The organism is Nitratireductor pacificus pht-3B (assembly GCF_000300335.1).
Classification (GTDB): domain Bacteria; phylum Pseudomonadota; class Alphaproteobacteria; order Rhizobiales; family Rhizobiaceae; genus Nitratireductor; species Nitratireductor pacificus.
Genome location: NZ_AMRM01000013.1, coordinates 1 through 19,459, shown reverse-complemented (window position 1 = coordinate 19,459; position 19,459 = coordinate 1). Strand labels below are relative to the sequence as shown.

The following is a 19,459-nucleotide window of genomic DNA, read 5'->3' as shown; positions in this document are numbered from 1 at the left end:
AAAACATCATGTTTGCAGCCTAGGTTCGAAGAACAAGAAAGGCGTTCCGGTGTCTTGGCGTGTTCCTTGGCAGAAGCCGATGGGCACGCCGTTCTTCCACCGGAAAACGCTTCTCCTTCGGGGCAATCTGCCGGGGCAATCGGGAAGCAGGCAATGGCGAAAGTTGGTTTGCGTGAATGGCTCGCGGTCGGCCGGGTGTTGGCTTCGGGGCGCCTGGCGCGTTACGGAGGACCGGGAGAGGGTCCCCTCAACCGGTTCGAGGCCGGCTTCTCGAAACAGTTCGGCATCAAGCACACGCTGGCCGTCAGCAGCGGTACGGGGGCGCTGATCTGCGGCCTGGCGGCGGCCGGTCTCGGACCGGGCGACGAGGTTCTGGTGCCGGCCTATACGTGGATCGCCACGGCCGCCGCCGTGCTGGCCGTCGGCGCGGTGCCGGTCATCGTCGACATCGACGAGACGCTGACCATGGACCCTGCCGATATCGTGCGGCGGATCACGCCGCGCACGCGCGCAATCCTGCCGGTTCACATGGCGAACATGGTCTGCGACATGGAGGCGATCATGCGGATCGCCCGCACACACGGCCTTCTGGTCATCGAGGATGCGTGCCAGGCCGTCGGCGTCAGCTATCGCGGCCGCCGCACGGGCACGATCGGCGATGTCGGCGCGTTCAGCTTCAACCAGTTCAAGAACATCAACATCGGCGAGGGCGGTGCGGTGGTCACCGACAGCGACCGCTTCTTTGCCCGCGCCCGCATGTACCACGATGTCGGCGCGCTGTTCCGCGGCCATCTCGACAATTACAACGAGCCGCATTTCTTCGGCGTCAACCTGAAGGCCAGCCAGATCCAGGGGGCGATGCTGAACGTGCAGCTGAAGAAGCTCGATCCGATGCTGCGCCGCATGCGCCGGCGCCATGGCGTCATGACGCGCATCCTGTCTTCCGCGCAGGCCTTCCGGCTCGGGCCGCACAATGACCCGGACAATGCGGTCGGCCTGCATGTGATGTTCGAGACCGCGAAGGAGGCGAGCGCCTTTGCCGCGCAGCATCGCCGGGGCGTCTACCGGCTTTACGATTCGAGCCGTCACGTCTACACCAACTGGGCGCCCGTCCTCGAACAGCGCGCCGCCCATCCGGCGATGAACCCGTTCACCTGGACGAAGAACCCGGTCGAATATGCGCCCGACATGTGCGCCCGCTCGATCGACATCCTCCAGCGCACCTGCCGTATCAGCCTGGGCGAGAACTATCCCGTGCCCCTGATGGCCTATCTGGCGCGCCGCATGGTCGGCGGCGAGGTTTCGCAAAGGCGGCTTTCCTATGCTGCATAGACCGGCTGCCATCGGCGCTGCCTTCATCGATGTGTGGCAATGGTCCCTGGATGTCCCGGCGGGGGTGCTGCCAGAACTCGTCTCGGCCATGAGCGACGCGGAGTTCGCCCGTGCTGCGCGCTTCGTGCGCGAGCGCGACCGGCTGCGCTTCATCGCCGGCCGCGGCCGCCTGCGCGCCATTCTCGGCGGTTATCTGGGTGTGCCGGCGAAGCGGCTCGCCTTCGCCTACAACGCGTTTGGCAAGCCGCGTCTGGCAGGCAGCGGCGAACCGCCCGTGCATTTCAATCTCAGCCACAGCGATGGCATCGCCGTGCTGGCGGTGAGCGATCACTATCAGATCGGGGTCGACATCGAGCGCGTGGCGCCGTTCCGGGAGGATCTGGCGGGCCACTTCTTCTCGGCCGCCGAGCGCCGGGCGCTGCACCTGGTTCCGCTGCGCGCCTATCTCGATGCGTTCTATCGCTGCTGGACGCGCAAGGAGGCCTTCGTCAAGGCGCATGGTGCAGGCCTGTCGCTGCCGCTCGATTCCTTCGATGTCTCCATCGGCGCGACCGGCGAGCCGCGTCTCAAGCGGCTGGAAGGCATGCCAGACGCGCCGGAGCAATGGCGGCTTCTGAACCTGACGGTGCCGCGCGGCTTCGTCGGTGCCGTCGCGGCGCTGACGGCGGGCAATCCTGTGACACTGCGCTACCGGCGGGACGAGCCGTCGCCGGCCTGGCGTCCGGGCGTATCCGTTGCCGGTCCTGTGATCCGGATGCGCTATGGGCGCGGGAGAGGACAGGACGCCGAAGGCCGGAGCTGAAGCTTCCCGCGCCTCATGCATTCAGGCGGGCGTCGAGGATGTAGCGCGAGCCGCTCGCATCGAAATGATGGCAGCCGACGAGGCCGGGTTTGAAATCCGGCACGATCCGCCGCACGCAGGTCTCGCGATAGGTTTCGCGGTCGAGCTGCTCGATCTCCATGATGTTGAGACCGTAGCCGTAGATGCCGTAGGCGTTGTTCTGGGAGGGGCGGAACAGCCGCTTGTGGCGGGAGAAGACCCGCCCGGCATTGCGCGCCGTTGCGCTGCCGATCACGACGGGATTGCGCCGGTGCGCGACGATCGACGACAGCTTCGGCCCGTCCACCTCGAAGGCGTAGAGTGCTGAGCAATGGTCCTCGAACGCGTGATGTTCGGACAGGTTCGAGAACAGCCACCAAGCGCCCTTGTGGCGAAACAGCGTGCTGTCGGCAACCGACCATCCCTCGAACGCGCTTGAATAGGGTTCCCAGACAAGCGGAAAGTTGACCGCGCGCCAGATTTCCACGCGCTTCTTCTGATGTGTCTCCGGCATCATGAAGATCGCCCCGTCATGGCTGAAGACGAACGGGAATGAGAGATGACTGTCGCCGCCGAGCGCGATGCCGATCGGCTCCAGGCGGTCACGGGTCAGGCGTCCGACCGCGATATGCGCCTTGCTGTCGCCGACGCCGTAATTCTCATAGAAAACATAGGTTTCGCCCTGGTGCCTGAAGAGGAACGGATCGGCCTTGATGGATGTCTGTGAGGGCGGGATTTCCACGGCCTTGCGCGGATCAAAATCGTCGATCGCCCCGCGTCCGCTGTAGAGGGTCCATACGGCAGCCTCGCTGTGGGTGCGCCGGCGCAGGACCTTGGCGGCTAGCATGGTCGAGCCGTGGAGCAGATGCCCCGCATAGGCCGCTGCCTCGCGGAGGCTCGGCGGGGTGGCCGGGCGGGCAGACTGCGCCTTTGCCGCTGGCGCAGCAAGCTTGCGCGTGTCGGCCAGCCGGCCGAGTTCACGCATGGCCAGAAGAACCGACTTCTCCTGGATGAAGGCGGTGTTGCGCGCGGCGCTGAACTTGGTGTTGAACGCGGCCTCGGCGATCTGCACCGCGCGCTTTCCATCTCCGCGCTCGACCGTCAGGCCGAGACGGGTGCCGGCGGCCTTCGCCAGGGTGTCAGCGATCCCTGTCCAGTTGGCATGCGCCGACTGCGCTTCGACATGGCTGAGCGTCCAGACGCCGAACGGCAGGCCGGCGACCAGATCATGCGGCGGGCGAGCCGGCACGTGGCGCAGCACCAGATCGAGGCCGAGTTCGGCCACCGGCTGCGACGCGCCGTCGAGGTGGAGAACGGGGAGTGCCTTCCGGGACCGCGCAAAGCGCGGCGCGGGATAGGGGGCCTGCCGCGCGAACAGGGCGCGATCGAGACGCGCGATCCAGCCGGCGGCGAGACCGGATGGCTGGCCGTCAAAGGGATGCGGGTGAACGAGAAAACCCGCCATCTCAAACCGCTGGTCGGCCAGGAGCCGCTCGAAAAGCTGCAGCTCCCAGTTTTCGAAGCGCCGGCCGAGGCCGGTGAGGATGCCGACCCTCAAGAGCTTGGCGCCGGGCCGATGCGCGTGCCGTTTACTGGTCAAGGAGCGCTCCCGCGTGAAGCCGGTCCGACAGGACGCCGGACAGGTGTTCGATCCCCGCCTGGGTGAGGGAATCCTCGTGCCAGCCCGCAACGTCGAACACTGGCGCGTCCTCCGGCACGAACCCCCGCCAGCCGAACAGGAGGTCATTGGCGCGCCGGTGGTTTGCCTGGCTGCGGAAGAAGAGCACGGTCTCGGCGCTGATCGGTCGCGGCCGGTAGCGGCGCGCGGCCGCCACCAGGAACTCCGTCACATCGGCATTGGCCTGTTCTTCCGCATCCATGGCATTGCCGCCCCTGAAGCGCTCGACCAGTTTCAGCGTGACGTTGAACTCCTTCAGATAGGTGATGAGCCGCATCCGTCCCCTGAGCAGCTTGCCGGTGAAGTAGGCGAGACGCTTGACGCGCTTCTCCATCGTCCAGCGCAATCGGGTGAGGCGCGACTGCGAGCCCACATAGCCGGGCGCCCAGCTGTCGATCAGCGCCACGAACTGGATGCGGTGTCCCAGGCAATGCAGCTGCCGGGTCATCTCCATCGCCAGAACGCCGTTGACGCAAAGCCCGATCAGGGCGATCGACTGGGGTGCCGGCCCGAGCTTCATCGCAGAGATGGCCTCGCCGGCGATCTGCTCGAGCGAGAGCTGCCGGCGGGCCGCATCGATGCTGGCGTTGAACATGCTGAGATTGACCGCCGAAACCTCCGGCGGAAGGAGCCGCGCCAGACGGTAGTAGAGGAACGGATGGTTCAGCGTGTAGAGGGCACAGCTGCCGTCCCCCTCCTGGTAGACGGAGACGTCCCATGTCGGTTGGGGTGCTTCCGGAACGGCCGGAACCACCGGGCCGGTGACAGCCCCGGACGCGGCCGTCCGGAAAGGTGTTTCCTCCGGAGGCTGCGGGGCTTCCCCGAACAGGGCGCGCGCGAACCCGGCAAGCGTCGGCGCCTTGAACAGCAATGCCAGCTCCGGCTTCACGCCGAAGGTCGCCCTGACCGCTGAGAGCATGCGCAGGGCAAGCAGCGAATGCCCGCCGAGGGCAAAGAAATCATCATCCGAATGGACGGTGTCCACGCCGAGCACATCCGCCCAGATGCGGCCGAGCTGGCTTTCCCGCTCGGGGCTGGAGTGCGGCAGGTCCGTCTTCGCTTCGGCAGGACGCGGGGCGGGCAGCGCCGCCGGGGCCGACGCGGGTCCGGCGGTCGGCAGGGACAGCATCACGCTGATGCCGGAGGGCATGTCGGCCGGCGAGAGATGGCCGGACAGATAGGAGGTCAGCCGCATGGGCAGCGTTTCGAGCGGGCCGGCATGGATCGGCGCCGGGGTGACGAAGGCGTAGGGATTTCCGCCGGCGGCGGGCAGTTGCAGCGCCACCTCCGCCACGTCCTTGTGCGCGGCGAGCAGGGCTTCCAGTCGGGAGGTAGAAGGACCACCGGTCGCGGGTGCCGCCGGCGTCCGGACCGGCCCCTGCATGGATGCGAGCGGCGCGTCGGGATTGTCGAGCGCGAAGGCATAGGCCGAACGCCAGAGGTCCAGCAATTCCTGCGCCGTGCGGGCGTCGAACAGGTCGGTGTTGTACTCGACAGACATGCGCCAGCCGTCCGGCCGCCCGATCATGATGAAGTTGAGATCATAGATCACGCCGGGCGATTGCGACGGCGCGCTGATCAGCTCGAAGCCGCCGTAATGCGCGTTCTCCAGGAAGGCCTTCTGCTGGTTGAAATTCACCGAGACGAGAGGATTGCGCGACGGGTCGCGGGCCGGGTTGACCAGTTCCACCAGATTGTTGAACGGCATTCTCTGATGGTTGAGCGCGTCGGCGACCGTCGCACTCACCCGGCGCAGATGCTCGGTGAAGGTCAGGCTCTCGGGAAAGTCGAACCGGAGGACCAGATTGTTGATGAACACGCCGATCAGGCTCTCCAGGTCGACATCCTCGCGGCCGGCGATCTGCGTGCCGAACAGCACTTCGCGGCGCGCGCAATAGCGATGCAGGGCGGCGCTGATGACCGCCGCGCCATAGCTGAAGAGCGAGACCTGATGCGCGCGCGCCGCCGCGTCAATGCGCTCGCTGAATGAGAGCGGCATCACGGCGGACAGGATCTCGCCATGGCTCGTCTTGGTCCGGCCGCGCGGGCGGTCCGGCTCGACCTCGAAATAGGGCGCTCCGGCGAGCTGCGCCCGCCAATAGGCTTTCTCCGTCTCGAAACCGTAGCTGTTGCGATAGGCATCCTGCCAGAGCGCGAAATCGCCATATTGCAGTGCCAGCTCCGCCAGCCCCGGTGTGCGCTGCCCGTCGATCGCGGCGGCGATCTCGCCGACCTCCCGGCCCAGCACCCGGATCGACCAGCCGTCGAAGCAGGATTGATGGGCGGTGATCAGGATGAAGCCCCGCTGGTTCTCGACCATCAGAAAGGTGACACGGAACAGGCCGGGCTCTGCGAGATCGAACGGGGCGGCGGCCGTTTCCTTGCTGATCGACTGGATCCGCGCGTCGCGCTGGTCTTCCGGCACATGCCGCAGATCGATCACCGGCATCTTGAAGTCGACGGCCTCGACCACCTGCTGCTGCGGCTGGCCGTCGGTCTCGCTGAAGAAGGTCCGCAGGATTTCGTGCCGCGCGATCACCTGCCGGAAGGCAGCCTCGATGCTCGCCGTCTTGAAGGCGCCGCGGATCTCCCAGCGCACCGCCACGTTGAGCGCCGGATTGCCCGGGTTCAACTGGTCGAGGAACCAGCACCGCAACTGCGTCTGGGTGCAGGGAAAGGTCGCCACCACGTCGCGCGCGGCCTGTGGGCGGGGGCGTTGATCGGCTTCGCTCATGTTCCCACCCTCGCGACACGCCGTGCGCCGTTGCGGAAGTCCTTCAACGACGGCACATGCGATGCGGTGTCATTGGCCGGCGCGGCACTTTGGGCCTCGGCGCAGACCGCCAGTTCCCCGATGGTCGGATGACGCAGCAGGTGCTTCGCCTCCAGCGGCACGCCGGCATCCATCATCCGCGCCGCGATGCGGAATATGCTGAGCGAATCCGCGCCGAGCGCATAGAGGTTCTCATCGACGCCGATCTCACCCATCTGCAGCACGTCGCACCAGATCTGCGACAGCTTCTCTTCCATCGGCGTGCGCGGCTTCAGCCGGATGGGCGCTGCCTGGCGCGTCGGCACGCCAAGCGCTTCGAGCGCCTTGCGATCGAGCTTGCCGTTCGCCGTCTGCGGCAGTTCCTGCGTTTCGACCCAGCAACCGGGGATCATATGTGCCGGCAGATGCGCCTTGGCGTGGGCCGCCAACTGCTCGACGGAAGGAGCCGCTCCGTCCGTTTCGGGCACGAAATGGCAGACGAGCTGGCGGTCGCCATTCCGGTTGCTCGCGGCCACCACAGCGCAGTGACGCACGCCCTCGGTCCTGTCGACGACGGTTGCGATGTCGCCCAGCTCGATGCGGAAACCGCGCAGCTTGATCTGGTTGTCGCGGCGCCCGAAAAGCTGCAGCGAGCCGTCCGGCATGCGCCGTCCGACATCGCCTGTTCGGTAGAGCCGCTGCGGTACGCCCGCGATGTTGACATTGCGGAAGGCCGCCTTCGTCTGCTCGCGGTTCTCGAAGTAGCCGACAGCCAGCCCTTCGCCGCCGATGTTCAATTCGCCGATGACGCCGACGGGAGCGATCCGCTCCTGTCGGTCGAGGATGAACAGCTGCGTGTTGGCGATCGGATGGCCGATGGTGATCGGCGCTTGCGGATCGTCGATGCGCGCCACCGAAGACCAGATGGTGGTCTCGGTCGGCCCGTACATATTCCAGAGTTCGCCGCCCAGTCCGGTCAGCGTTCTGGCGAGTTCGCCGGGCAGCGGCTCGCCGCCGCACAGCATCTTCAGTCCGGGCTGCTTTTCGAGACCGGCTTCCACCAGAACCTGCCAGAGCGTCGGCGTGGCCTGCAGGACGGTCGCCTTGCTCCGCTTCAGGAGATCGATCAGCGCGAAGCCGTCGCGCACCTGGGCGCTGTCGGCGATCACCACCTTGCCGCCCGTGATCAGCGGCAGATAGAGTTCCAGCCCCGCAATGTCGAACGAGATGGTCGTGACGGCGAGCAAGGTGTCCGTGGCGCCGAAGCCCGGTTCCCGCGCCATCGAGGTCAGGAAGTTCATCAGCGCGCGGTGGGGCACCTCCACGCCCTTCGGCACGCCCGTCGAACCGGAGGTGAAGATGATGTAGGCGGCCGATGTCGCGTGGCGGGTGCGCCGCTCGAGTGGCGTCGTGCTCTGCGCGGCGATCTCCGCTTCCTCGCGGTCGAGGCGGACCGTGACCGCGTCCGCTCCGGCGAGCGCTGCCAGCGCATCGCTGGCGCAGACCAGGGCGGAGATGCGGGCCGTTTCCATGGTCTGGCGCAGGCGGGCTTCCGGATGGGCGGGATCGAGCGGCACGTAGATGTGCCCGGATTTCATGATCGCCAGCAGCGTTACCAGCATGTCGATCGAGCGGTCGAGCGCCACCGCCACGCGGCGGCCGGGGATGAACACCTTCTCATGGATCAGGCGGGCAAGCTGCCAGCTGCGCGCGTCGAGTTCGGCATAGGTGATCGACACGTCGCCATGCTGGGCGGCGATGGCGTCGGGTGTCTCAGCGGCGCGTTCGGCGAACAGGTCGTAGACGAAGCGCTCCTGGTCGAAGGCCGCGTCGGTCGCATTGACCCCGTGGACGAGCCAGTCCGTCTGTTCCGGCGAAAGCAGCGGCAGCGTGGCGATCCTTGCGGTCATATGATCGGCGATGGCCGTGATCAGCGTCCTGAAATGCCCGAGCCAGCGTTCGATGGTCTGGCGCTCGAAGACGTCGCCATTGTAGTCGACGTCGATGCGGATGCCGTCCGTGCTCTCGATCATGTTGAGGAACATGTCGAAATTGGCGAATGCCTTCGGGTTGGGCGTGACACGCGCTTCGAGGCCTCCGAAGTCGATCGCCTTCGCCATCCGCTCGAGGTTGAACTGGATTTCCGTGAGGGGAAGGCGGCTGGGATCGCGCTTGACGCCGAGCTTCCGCACCAGCGTGCCGTAGGTGAAGTCCTGATGCTCGAACGCCTGGAGGACAAGCTGCTGCGTGTCGCGCAGATGGGCTTCGAAGGTCCGGTCTTCGTCGACCCCCTGGCGCAGCGGCAGGAGATTGACGCAATGACCGACGAGGGCCCCGCCGTCGAGCAGGCTTTGCCCGGCCGATGGCACGGCGATGACGATGTCGTTGCTGGCCGACAGGCGGGCGACCATCACCTGCAGCGCGGCGAGCAGGGTCGAGAACAGGGTCGCCCCGCCCTTCGCGCCTGCCTTCTTGAGGCGCTTGCAGATGTCCTGATCGATCGATGCGGTGACCGTGCCACCGGCGAAGCTGCGCCTTTCGGGCCTCGGCCTGTCGGTCGGCAGGTCGGGGAGCTCGGGCACGGCGTTGAACTGGCCTAGCCAGAAGGTTTCCGTTTCGCCGGCCGCTTCCGTCGTCGCGGCGCGGGCCTGCGCGTAGGCGGCGAAGGAGAGCGCCGGCGGAAGGTCGGGTTCCTCGCCCTTCAGCAGCAGGGAATAGGCTTTCGCCAGGTCCTCGACCAGCACGTTCACCGACCATCCGTCGCAGACGATATGGTGCGCAGTGAAGACGAGCACGTGCCGTTCGGCGGCGAGGCGGACGAGTTGCGCCCGCACCAGCGGCCCGTTGACGAGGTCAAACGGCGTGCGGGCTTCGGCGTCGGTGATCTGTGCGAGCCCGGCATCCTCCGCAAGCTCGCGCAGCGGCAGCTCGACGGCGAAATCCGGGATGATCTCGAACTGGTCCCCGGCGCGCGAGAAACGGATATGGAGAGCGTCGTGGCGGCTGATCACCAGGGCGAAGGCGCGCCGGAACACGGCTTCGTCGAACGGCCCGTCGAGCGCCAGGTTGAAGGATTCGTTGAAGGCGCAGGATGCCTCGTCGCCGGCCTGCGCCGCGAGCCAGATTTCCGTCTGCGCCTCCGTCAGCGGCGCGGACGCCGGGGCGGCTGCTGGTGCCGGCTCCTGCGTCTTGGCAGGCACGGTCGTGGCCGCAACGGGAAGCGCTGGCGCCAGAATGCCGGCTTCCTGCAACGCGTCGAGGCTGTTGGCGAAGACTTCGGCGATGCGTGCGAAATCCTCCTCGGAATGCTGCGTCGTGAGGAAGCAGGGATAGCCGTCCTGCACATGCAGCCCCTGCAGGCGCGCATGGGGATAGAACAGCGCGCCGAGTGGATCGGCGCTGCCGAAATCCGTGACAAACCAGCTCTTGTAACCATGGATCGGGCTTGCGATGCCGCGCCGCGCCAGATCGTCGTTCAGGGTGCCGACGAGTTGCTCCGTGCGGGCCGCGACGCGGTCGTACAGCGCCTGTCCTTCACCCTTGATATGCTCCAGAACGGCCTTGGCGGCCGCCAGCACGATCGGATGGCGCACGAAGGTGCCGGCGAAGAAGGTCGGCGCGACCATCGGCACGCTATCGTCGCCATAGGCCCAGCTTCCCCCATCCAGCGCGTCCATGAAGCGGCTGTCGCCGGCGAGCACGCCGATCGGCATGCCACCGCCCAGCACCTTGCCGTAGGTCGCGAGATCGCCGCGAATGCCCCAGACCGCCTGCATGCCGCCCGGGTGGACGCGGAAGCCGGTAACCACCTCGTCGAAGATCAGCGCGAAGGCGTTCTGCGTGGCGATGGCGCGCAGTTTGCGGACGAAATCCTCGGGGCGCAGTTCGGGATGCCGGCTCTGCACCGGTTCGATGATGACCGCGGCGATGTCGTCGGCATTGGCGCGGATCCAGTCGAGGCTCTCGGGCGTGCCGTAACCGAGCACGGTCATGTTGGAGACCGAACCGGGCGGGATGCCGGCGGCGATCGGCAGCGCCGCATGGACGCCCGAGCGGCTGCGGCCCTTCACCAGAACCTCGTCGAACTGGCCGTGATAGTCGTTGCCGAAGACGACGACGCGTTCGCGCCCGGTCACGGTTCGAGCGACCCGCATGGCCGCCATCACCGCTTCAGAACCGGTGTTGCAGAAGGTGACGCGCTCGTGGCCCGTCAATTCGCTCACGAGATCCGCCACCTCGCCGGCGAGCGGCGTCTGCGGCCCGATGGCGAAGCCGCTATTGGCCTGCGCGATGATGGCCTCGACCACGAAATCCGGCGCATGGCCGAAGGCCGTCTGGCCCATCCCGTTGACGAGGTCGATGTATTCATTGCCGTCGATGTCCCAGATGCGAGCGCCTTTCGAGCGGTCGGAGACGACCGGGAAGACCATCTCTTTCCATTCTGAGCGGAAGCCAGACGCCGCGCGCGGATCGGCGAGGCGGGGCCGGTGCGCCTCGGTGAATGCCTTGGACTTGGCATTCCGCGCCGCGTAGCGGGCGGTCAGATCGGCGATGAAGGCGCTTTTCTGCGGCGACATCTCCTGGTCAGCGCGCCGGGTGCCAGGCTTGTAGAGGCGGATGCGTTCGCCGCCGATCTCCTTCTCCTCGCCGCCGGTGGAGGGAGCCGATGCAGCCGGGGCCGGAGCGGCAGGCATTGCCGGCGTCGGAGCGGCGGAGCCGCCGCCGAGCGACTGGATCGCCTGCATCTGCTGGGTAAAGAGCTGCTGCGCCATCTGCAATTGCGACTGGAACAGTGCCTCGAGCCCGACAGGCGTTGTGATCTGTCCGTTCGTCATTGTCGATGGCGCAGCAGGCGCGGCAGCCGGCGTGGGGGGGACCGGTATCGCCGGGGTCTCCGGAACCGGCTGCATGGCATCGGCCGGCAGCTCGGCATCCAGATGCCGCGCAAGAGCGTGAAGGGTCGGGATGTTGCCCAGAAGCTCCCGGAAGGAGAGCCTGACCCTGTATTCCTTCTCCACCTTCTGGGCGAACTGGCCGATGAACAGGGAATCGAAGCCCAGTTCGAGGAACGTCGCGCCGCCCGCATCGTCCGGCAGTTCCTCTCCGGAGAGATCCGCGAGGAGGACAGTCAGCGCGGCCTCCAGCCGGGCGGGCCGGTCGGCAACGGGTGGAACAGGTGCGGCTGTCATCGTGGCAGCTCCGTTTGTCGGGTTCGTCGGTTGAGCGGGGGCGGCGATCACAGTGCCGGCCTGGCGAAGCGGCTTCGGCGCGTCGATCCAGTACAACTGCCGCTGGAAGGGATAGGTCGGCAGATGGACGGTGCGTCGGGCTTGCGCGGGCAGCGCCGGCCAGTCCGGTTTGCACCCGGCGATCCATAGCCGGGCATGGGCCTCCGCGAAGGTTTCCAGCGCCTGCTGCGCGCGGTCGTGCTCCGGCAGCGACTGGATGATTGCCGCCACCGCGTCACGCTTGAGCGTCTGTGCGCTGAACACGGAAAGAGTGCGTCCGGGACCCGTTTCCAGAAGAACCGGCCTGCGGCCTTCGCACGCCGTGCCGACCCCGTCGGCAAACCGCACGGCATCGCGGCAATGGCGCGCCCAATAGGCGGGGGAGGCTCCCTGATCGTCCGTCTGCCACTCGCCCGTGACGCAGGAAACATAGGGGATGGTGGCCGGATGGTAGGAGACGCGCGCCGTCTCTTCCTCAAGAAGCCGGGCCGCCTCGTCCATCATCGCCGAGTGGAAGGCGTGCGAGGTGTGGAGGCGGCTATAGGCGATGCCGGCGGCATCCAGCGCGGCGCAGGTGGCGTCCATGGCATCGAACGGGCCGGAAACGACGGAGAGCTTCGGGGCGTTGACGGCGGCGATCTCGACGCCGTCGCTCAGGTGAGGCGCGACCGTCTCCGCCTCGGCGCGCACCGAGACCATTGCTCCCCGCGGCTGCTCCTGCATCAGCCTGCCGCGCGCGGCGACGAGCTTTAGTCCGTCCTCGAAGGACATGACCCCGGCGAGCGTGGCGGCGACGAACTCGCCGACGCTGTGGCCGACCATCGCCGCCGGCACGATGCCCCGGCTCATCCACAGCTTTGCCGTCGCATATTCGACCAGGAACAGCGCGGGCTGGGCGATCTTCGTATCGCGCAGCGCCTCGGCAAGTTTCTCGTCGGCCTCGCCCGCGTTGCAGATGAATCTTCGCAGGTCGGCATCGATCAGCGGTTCGGCGATCTCGGCGCCCCGGTCGATCCAGCGGGCGAATTCCGGCTCCGTCGCGTGGAGTGCGGCGCCCATGCCGGGATATTGTGCGCCCTGGCCCGGAAACAGGAAGATGACCGGCGGCGCGGTCTCCTCCGCCCGGCCGGAAATCTGGCGTTCCTCGGCCAGCCGTGTAATCGCCTCCTCCCGGCTTCTGGCGACGACTGTGCAGCGTTCGCGGAAATCGTGCCGGCCGTTCTGCAGCGTGTGCGCTACGGCGGCGAGCGGCAGGTCGCTGCCGCGCAATGCGGCGGCAAGGTTTTCGCGCATGGCCGCAAGGGCGGTCTCGTTGCGCGCGGAGAGCGGCAGGATGCGCAGGGTGTCGCCTTCGTCCCCGGGGAGTGCGGCTGCCGGCGGGGCTTCCTCCAGAACCAGATGCACATTCGTTCCGCCCACGCCGAACGAGCTGACCCCGGCGCGGCGCGGCGTGTCTTGCGCGGCCCAGTCGCGGAGCTGGACGGGAATGGAGAACGGGCTCCCGGCGAGCTCCATATGCGGGTTCGGCGCAACGAAGTTTGCGACCGGAGGGATCTGCCGGTGGCGCAGCACCAGCGCGGCCTTGATCAGTCCTGCGACCCCCGCCGCGGCATCCAGATGGCCCAGATTCCCCTTGACCGAACCGAGTGCGCAGGAACCTTCGCCCGCAACCGTGCCGAAGGCCCGGGTCAGGCCGCTGAACTCGATCGGGTCGCCGAGCGGCGTCGCCGTGCCGTGGCATTCTACATAGCCGATGGTCTCCGGCGCGATGCCGGCGCTGGCATGGGCGGCGGCGATGGCGTCCGCCTGGCCGGACACGCTCGGCGCGGTGTAGCCGACCTTGTCGGCACCGTCATTGTTGACGCCGTAGCCGCGGATCACGGCGTGGATGGGATCGCCGTCGCGAAGCGCCTCCTCGAGGCGCTTGAGCAGGACGACGCCCGCGCCGCTGCCGAACACCGTGCCGGCGGCATCGGCGTCGAAGGGCCGGCAGAAGCCGTCCGGCGAGACCATGCCGCCTTCCTGGTAGAGATAGCCGCGCTTCTGCGGGAAGGTGATCGAAACGCCGCCGGCGAGCGCCATGTCGCAGCCATAGGTCAGCAGGGCCTGGCAGGCCTGCGTGACCGCCAGCGCCGAGGTGGAGCAGGCCGACTGGACGGTGAAGGCCGGGCCGCGCAGGTTCAGCTTGTAGGCGACGCGGGTCGCCAGCGTATCGTTGATCGCACCGATCAGCTCCGGGAACATGCCGACCTGATAGTTCGACGTGAACTGCTCCGCCGTGTCCCGGTCGGAGAGCACGTTGTTGATCAGGTAGGTGCTCATCGCCGAGCCGGCGAAGACGCCGATGGATTCGCGGGCGTTGAAGGGATCGCAGCCGGCGCCTTCCAGCGCCTCCCAGCAGATTTCCAGGAACAGCCGGAACTGCGGATCGACCAGCGCCGCCTCGCGGGGATACATGCCGAAGAACTCGGCATCGAACAGGCCGGGGTCGTCGAGATAGGGGCGTGCCGCCACATAGTCCGGCGCGGCGCGCACCGCGTCGTCGAAGGCGTCTTCGATCTCGTCGGGGCTGAAGGTGCGGAAGGCGTGCCGCCCCTCGCGGATCATCTCCCAGAGCGCATCGACGGAGGCGGCGCCGGGGAACCGGCCCGTCATGCCGATGATCGCGATGTCGCCGATCCCCTCGTCCGGGGGAGGGGGCTGGTTGTCATGTACGGTTCTCTCGTTCATCGCGACCCCCGGCGGAACTGGCTCATCCCCTTCTTCCGCAACGCCGCGCGCATGCCGATGGACGGGGCGGCGGCCGTTGCGTCGGGCGCAGCGTCGAGAAACCGCGCCAGGCTGGCGATGTTGGGATGCTCGAAGACGGCGACCACGTCGATCGTCCGGCCGAGCGCCTGCTCCAGCGCCGCGTGAACGCGCATCAGCTGCATCGACGTGCCTCCGAGGTCGAAGAAATTCTGCTCCGGTCCGATGTCCCGCGTGCCGAGAACCTCTTCCCAAAGCCGGGCGATGACCGCCCGGGTTCCCTGCACCCCGTCGTGTGCCGGCGGCGCCGCCGGCGCGGCAGGCAGGGTCAGGCGGGAACGGTCCACCTTGCCGGCGGGGTTCATGGGAAAGGCGTCGAGAACGATGGCCTTGCTCGGAATCATGTGGGCCGGAAGAGCCGACCGCAGACGCTCCAGGACTGCGGCGGCGAAGCGTAGCGCGCCGTCCGGCACAGGCTTGCGCGGCTTCAGGAAGGCGACGATGCGCTTGGCGTTGCCCGCCTGGTGGCACTGCACGACCGCGTCGGACAGGTGCTCGTCGCGCCGCAACGCGGCTTCGATCTCATCCAGCTCGATCCGCTTTCCGTCGATCTTGATCTGGCGGTCGCGACGTCCCCGGAAGTGCAGCAGGCCGTCTTCCCCCATCACGGCCATGTCGCCGGTCAGGTAGCAGCGCACGGCGTTTCCATCCCGGGTGCCGACCGTCACGAAGCGCTCGGCGGTCAGGTCCGGCCGGTTCATGTAGCCGATGGCGAGGCCGTCGCCGGAAACGGCGAGTTGCCCCTCGCTGCCCGGCGGCAGTTCGGCGAGCCGGTCGTCGAGGATGTGAACGCCGCTATGAGCGATCGAATGTCCGATCGGCATGTCCGCGCCGGCGAAATCCGAGGGCACCTCGAAGGCCGAGGCCATCACCGTCACCTCGGTCGGGCCGTAGGCATTGGTCAGGACGCAGTTCGGGTGTCGCCGGAGAAAGCGGCGGGCATGTTCGGCGGACGCTACCTCGCCGCCGAACAGCACGTGCCGCAGCGTGTGCATGCGGGGACCCTGATGATCGACGAGGAGATGAAACAGCCCGGTGGTGAGCAGCATGACCGAGACCGCATGATCGGTGATCACCTGCGCGAGGCGCGGCAGCGACAGCGTCCGGTCGCCGATCCCGACGAGCCGGCAGCCGTTGAGAAGCGCGCCCCAGATTTCGAAGGTGGCCGCGTCGAAGGAGATCGTCGCGGTGTGCAGAATCACGTCCTGCGGACGAAACCGGATGTAGTTCTGCGCCCGGACGAGCCGCACGACGCCGCGATGCGGGATGACAACCCCCTTGGGCCGTCCGGTCGAACCAGAGGTGTACATGACATAGGCTGCATCGCCCCCATCGGCCGCGATGCCGGGCGGCAGTGGAGACATGTCGGGCAGCGCGGCAAGCGCGGCGTCGAGATCGAGCTGGCGGGCGTCGCCGAGGGCGGATGGCGGTACGGTTCCAGCTTCGCCGTCTTCGGTCAGGATCAGCCGCGGCGCACAATCGTCGATCACATAGGCTAGATGCTCTGCCGGATACGCGGGATCGAAGGGGGCGTAAGCCGCGCCGGCCTTCAGGATCGCCAGTTTTGCGATCAGCGTCTTGATCGCCCTCGGCAGGAGCAGCCCGACCACATCGCCCTTCACCACGCCAAGCCGGATCAGCGCGTGCGCCAGAAGCGAGGATTGCCGGTCGAGTTCGCCATAGGTAAGACGATCGTCGTCGAACTGGAGGGCCACCGCGTCTGGCTGGCCGGCCGCGATCTGCGCCACGATGCCGTGGATCGTTGCCTGGCGGTCATAGGTGCCGGGAACTGCGGGTTGAAGATCTGTGGGGTGCGCTTCGGCTTCGCAGTGGCGGGGCGTGGGGCGCCCATGTGGAAAATCCAACTGCCGCTGCGTGCCGTTCATGCCGAGGTCCCACCCGAAACGTGACCCGCGCTGAAGAGAAACGATCTGAAAACGTTGCCATTTTCCGTTGAAAGCGCAGGGAAATCACTGGCTTCTCAAGCCTTGTCAGGGAAGGATTTCACGCAGTTGCGAAAAGAAACAGATGGCCATCAGGATGAACCGGATTTCCTCCCGACGACCTATCCCGGCGCGGTCCTAGCCCATTCGGTGGGGTTCGGTTTGTCAGGGGCGATGGACCCCTCCCAAAGCATTACGGCGCCGCGCGTCCAGTGCGACGCGCAAAGGACGCTGCAACACGTTTGAAAGGATGCATGTTCGTCAGTCGAGGCGATAGGCGCGCACGTAATCGACGAACATATGCGAGGGGTCCGGGGTCGCGTCCTTCGTCGGGCCATCGACCAGCGCCAGGTTCAGGAGAATGTAGAGCGGCTGCCGGTGCTCCGGCTGCGTCTCGGTTTTCCAGACGAAGCGGCGGTTGAAATAGACGCGGATCCAGTCGCGGTCGACCCTGACCCCGTAGGTGTTGAAGGCGCCCGGGGCGTCCGCACCCGGACCGAAGACCTCGTTGCGATTGTACTGCGAGCTGTGCCGGCCGTCGCGGTGCCAGACATGCACGACCGACGAATAACCGCCCGGCTTGTCGCCGTAATATTCGAGGATGTCGATCTCGGCGGTCGCCTTGGAACGGTCCTTGCCGATCAGCCAGAAGGCCGGCCAGACGCCCGGTCCGTCAGGCAGGCGGGCGCGCATTTCGAAATAGCCGTATTGCTGGGCGAAGCCATCGCCGCGCGGATCCACCGAGGCGAGGAGGCCGGATTGCCATTCTCCCTCATCGTCGCGCCTGGCCTCGATGCGCAGGATCCCGTCCTCGATGCTGAACGGAAAGCCTTCGCGCGGGTCGGAGAAGCGCGCGCCGCCGAAATCTCCCGACCATGGCGTATGGGCGATCCAGCGCGTACCGGGTCCCCAGGCGGAAACGTCGAGCGTGTCGAAATCCTCTTCGAAGGAAAGTGCCATCTGTTCGAGGTTGAGCTCATCCTGCTGCACGACCGCTGAAGCGTGATGCCCCACCCCGGTCAGCAGGACCATGCCCGCAATGAGGCTGCCCGCGACCACGATGCGGCGCCTTGCGCGTGAATGCCCCGGAGGGCCGATTGCGGGACTATGGGCCAATGCCACCTCCTGAACCGACCATATCATGCGCCCTAAGCGCGATGAATTCGTCCAAGTGTCCGCGGATAGTCCTTAAGGTGTACATGCGGGTGGAACGACGCTCCCTCTCGACCATGCTAGCCTTCGCCATGCCATGACATGCTGACGGGGAGCGCTGGAACACCATGCGCATCGAGTTGCTGGGCATTGTTGCGATGATCCTGGGCACGGTGGCGCTGCTGGCGCCGGTTCGCTGGTCGTTCTATGTCATCGTCTTCTCGACATTGTTCGGCGCTGCCGCCGCCCTCAGCCTCCCGGGTTTGGGCGGCGCATCCATTCTGGTCCCGAGCCTGCTGCTGGCCTTCTATTGCCTGCGCCAGTTCATGGCCCATGGCGAAGGGCCGGTCCTGGCATCCGTCACGGGCACCTCCGCCGGCTTCTGGCTGCTGCTCCTGACCGTCTATGCAGTGATGACGGCGTTCTTCCTGCCGCGCCTTCTGGAAGGGGAAACGGAAACCATGATCGTCCTGCGTTCTTCCGTCGGGCGCAGCATCATCGATCTGGTTCCCCTGTCCTCTTCGACCAACAACATCACCCAGTCGGTCTACGCGCTGGGTGGGTTGTTCTGCTTCGCCTTCACCTTCGCCTATCTGCGTCGCGGCGGCTCATCGTCCGATCTGGTCAATGCGATGCTGATTGTCGGAGGCCTCAATCTGGTTTTCGCGGTCCTCGATGTCGTCACCTACTACTCGGGCACCGCCTATCTCTTCGATTTCATCCGCACGGCCAACTATGCGCTGTTGACCGGGTCGGAGAAGGCGGGTTTCAAGCGCATCTCCGGGACGTTTCCCGAGGCGTCGGCCTTTGCGGGCTACACCATCGTCCTGTTCGCGTTCACCGCCAGCCTCTGGCTCGATCGCGTTCGTCCAATGGTGACCGGCATGCTCTCCGGGCTGTTGCTGGTCGCGCTGCTTCTGTCCACGTCGAGCACGGCGCTGGTGAGCCTCACTGCGGTCGTCGCCTTCCTGCTGGCGCGCTCGGTACCGGCATCGGCGGGCGTGGCGCCGCGGGGCCGGCCGGCGTTTCTCGTCGGCATTCTGGTCCTTGCGCCGCTGCTCTGTCTCCTTGCCATCGTCGCCGCCCCGGGACTGGTCCAGGACATCTGGTCGTTCCTCGACGAGATGCTGTTCTCGAAGCTCGACAGCCAGTCGGGCCGCGAGCGCTTCATGTGGAATGCGGTGGCGTTCCAGGTCTTCCAGGACACCTGGGGGCTGGGCGCGGGGCTCGGCAGCGCGCGCGCCTCGAGCTACGCGCTGGTGCTTCTGTCGAATGTCGGCATCGTCGGGACGGCGATGTTCATGCTGTTCGTCGGTTCTCTCCTTCTCCTGCGCTGCGGCGGGGCACGCTATGACACTGCGGTGACGCGGGCAGCCAAGGCCGGGCTGGTTGCCGGCCTGTGTGAAGCGATGATCTCCGGCACGGTCTACGACCTCGGACTGATGTTCTATGTGCTCGCCGGCTCCATAGCGGCGCTTGGATGGCAGCCCGTCCGTTCGAATGAGACGGCAACCGGAACAGTGGAGACGGTGCGGTGAAGCTGCTCGTCTTCAACGTTCGATACAGCCCCAATCTGGGGGACGGCGTCCTCGCGCTCTGCCTGGAAGCCGCATTGCGCCAGGCCGTTCCGGGGCTGACGGTCGAGACTATCGATCTTGCCGGGCGCGACGCCTACGGCGCCGCCGGCGGCGCGCGGCGCAGGCAGGCGCTGACGCTGCTCGGCTGGCTGCCGGCCGGCCTGCGCCG

At 66.9% G+C, this 19,459-nt stretch carries 8 protein-coding genes and 1 pseudogene; 4 read left to right on the top strand and 5 right to left on the bottom strand.

Annotated features, from left to right (window positions below; translation table 11 throughout):
* Window positions 1–153: 153 nt before the first annotated feature.
* Window positions 154–1,332, top strand: coding sequence for a DegT/DnrJ/EryC1/StrS family aminotransferase (locus tag NA2_RS12460; RefSeq protein WP_008597283.1), 1,179 nt, complete (start codon window positions 154–156; stop codon window positions 1,330–1,332).
* A complete protein-coding gene (locus tag NA2_RS12455) occupies window positions 1,322–2,134 on the top strand; it encodes a 4'-phosphopantetheinyl transferase family protein (protein WP_008597282.1) in 813 nt (270 codons plus the stop codon). Before NA2_RS12460 ends, NA2_RS12455 begins: the two co-directional genes overlap by 11 nt.
* Window positions 2,135–2,147: 13 nt before the next feature.
* Here the strand turns inward: NA2_RS12455 and NA2_RS12450 are convergent, their stop codons facing one another.
* The 5 genes from NA2_RS12450 to NA2_RS12430 form a co-directional block, all read right to left on the bottom strand.
* Complete coding sequence (locus NA2_RS12450) at window positions 2,148–3,752, bottom strand: glucosamine inositolphosphorylceramide transferase family protein (protein ID WP_157188220.1); 1,605 nt, start codon at window positions 3,750–3,752, stop codon at window positions 2,148–2,150.
* Window positions 3,742–6,564 (bottom strand): condensation domain-containing protein, encoded by a 2,823-nt coding sequence (locus tag NA2_RS12445; RefSeq protein ID WP_008597279.1) that lies wholly within the window; start codon window positions 6,562–6,564, stop codon window positions 3,742–3,744. Before NA2_RS12445 ends, NA2_RS12450 begins: the two co-directional genes overlap by 11 nt.
* The gene (locus NA2_RS12440) at window positions 6,561–14,540 is read right to left on the bottom strand and encodes a hybrid non-ribosomal peptide synthetase/type I polyketide synthase (RefSeq protein WP_008597278.1); all 7,980 of its coding nucleotides are present in this window, start codon (window positions 14,538–14,540) and stop codon (window positions 6,561–6,563) included. The genes NA2_RS12445 and NA2_RS12440 overlap by 4 nt, the downstream gene beginning before the upstream one ends.
* A complete protein-coding gene (locus NA2_RS12435) occupies window positions 14,537–16,504 on the bottom strand; it encodes a non-ribosomal peptide synthetase (RefSeq protein ID WP_008597277.1) in 1,968 nt (655 codons plus the stop codon). The genes NA2_RS12440 and NA2_RS12435 overlap by 4 nt, the downstream gene beginning before the upstream one ends.
* 318 nt (window positions 16,505–16,822) lie before the next feature.
* Window positions 16,823–17,593, bottom strand: a complete 771-nt coding sequence (locus tag NA2_RS12430; RefSeq protein ID WP_040677744.1) for a glycoside hydrolase family 16 protein — start codon at window positions 17,591–17,593, stop codon at window positions 16,823–16,825.
* A 248-nt stretch (window positions 17,594–17,841) separates the two neighbouring features.
* Here NA2_RS12430 and NA2_RS12425 point away from each other — a divergent pair, with 248 nt between their 5' ends.
* Complete coding sequence (locus NA2_RS12425; protein WP_008597275.1) at window positions 17,842–19,251, top strand: hypothetical protein; 1,410 nt, start codon at window positions 17,842–17,844, stop codon at window positions 19,249–19,251.
* A pseudogene (locus NA2_RS12420) lies at window positions 19,248–19,459 on the top strand (polysaccharide pyruvyl transferase family protein); the annotation flags it as partial. The gene NA2_RS12425 and the pseudogene NA2_RS12420, both read left to right, overlap by 4 nt.

What these genes read in the sequence shown, in the direction of transcription:
- NA2_RS12440 (WP_008597278.1), bottom strand. Translation starts at nt 14,540, where the DNA reads ATGAACGAGAGAACCGTACATGACAACCAGCCCCCTCCCCCGGACGAG.
- NA2_RS12445 (WP_008597279.1), bottom strand. Translation starts at nt 6,564, where the DNA reads ATGAGCGAAGCCGATCAACGCCCCCGCCCACAGGCCGCGCGCGACGTG.
- NA2_RS12425 (WP_008597275.1), top strand. Translation starts at nt 17,842, where the DNA reads ATGCGCATCGAGTTGCTGGGCATTGTTGCGATGATCCTGGGCACGGTG.
- NA2_RS12460 (WP_008597283.1), top strand. Translation starts at nt 154, where the DNA reads ATGGCGAAAGTTGGTTTGCGTGAATGGCTCGCGGTCGGCCGGGTGTTG.
- NA2_RS12430 (WP_040677744.1), bottom strand. Translation starts at nt 17,593, where the DNA reads ATGGTCCTGCTGACCGGGGTGGGGCATCACGCTTCAGCGGTCGTGCAG.
- NA2_RS12455 (WP_008597282.1), top strand. Translation starts at nt 1,322, where the DNA reads ATGCTGCATAGACCGGCTGCCATCGGCGCTGCCTTCATCGATGTGTGG.
- NA2_RS12435 (WP_008597277.1), bottom strand. Translation starts at nt 16,504, where the DNA reads ATGAACGGCACGCAGCGGCAGTTGGATTTTCCACATGGGCGCCCCACG.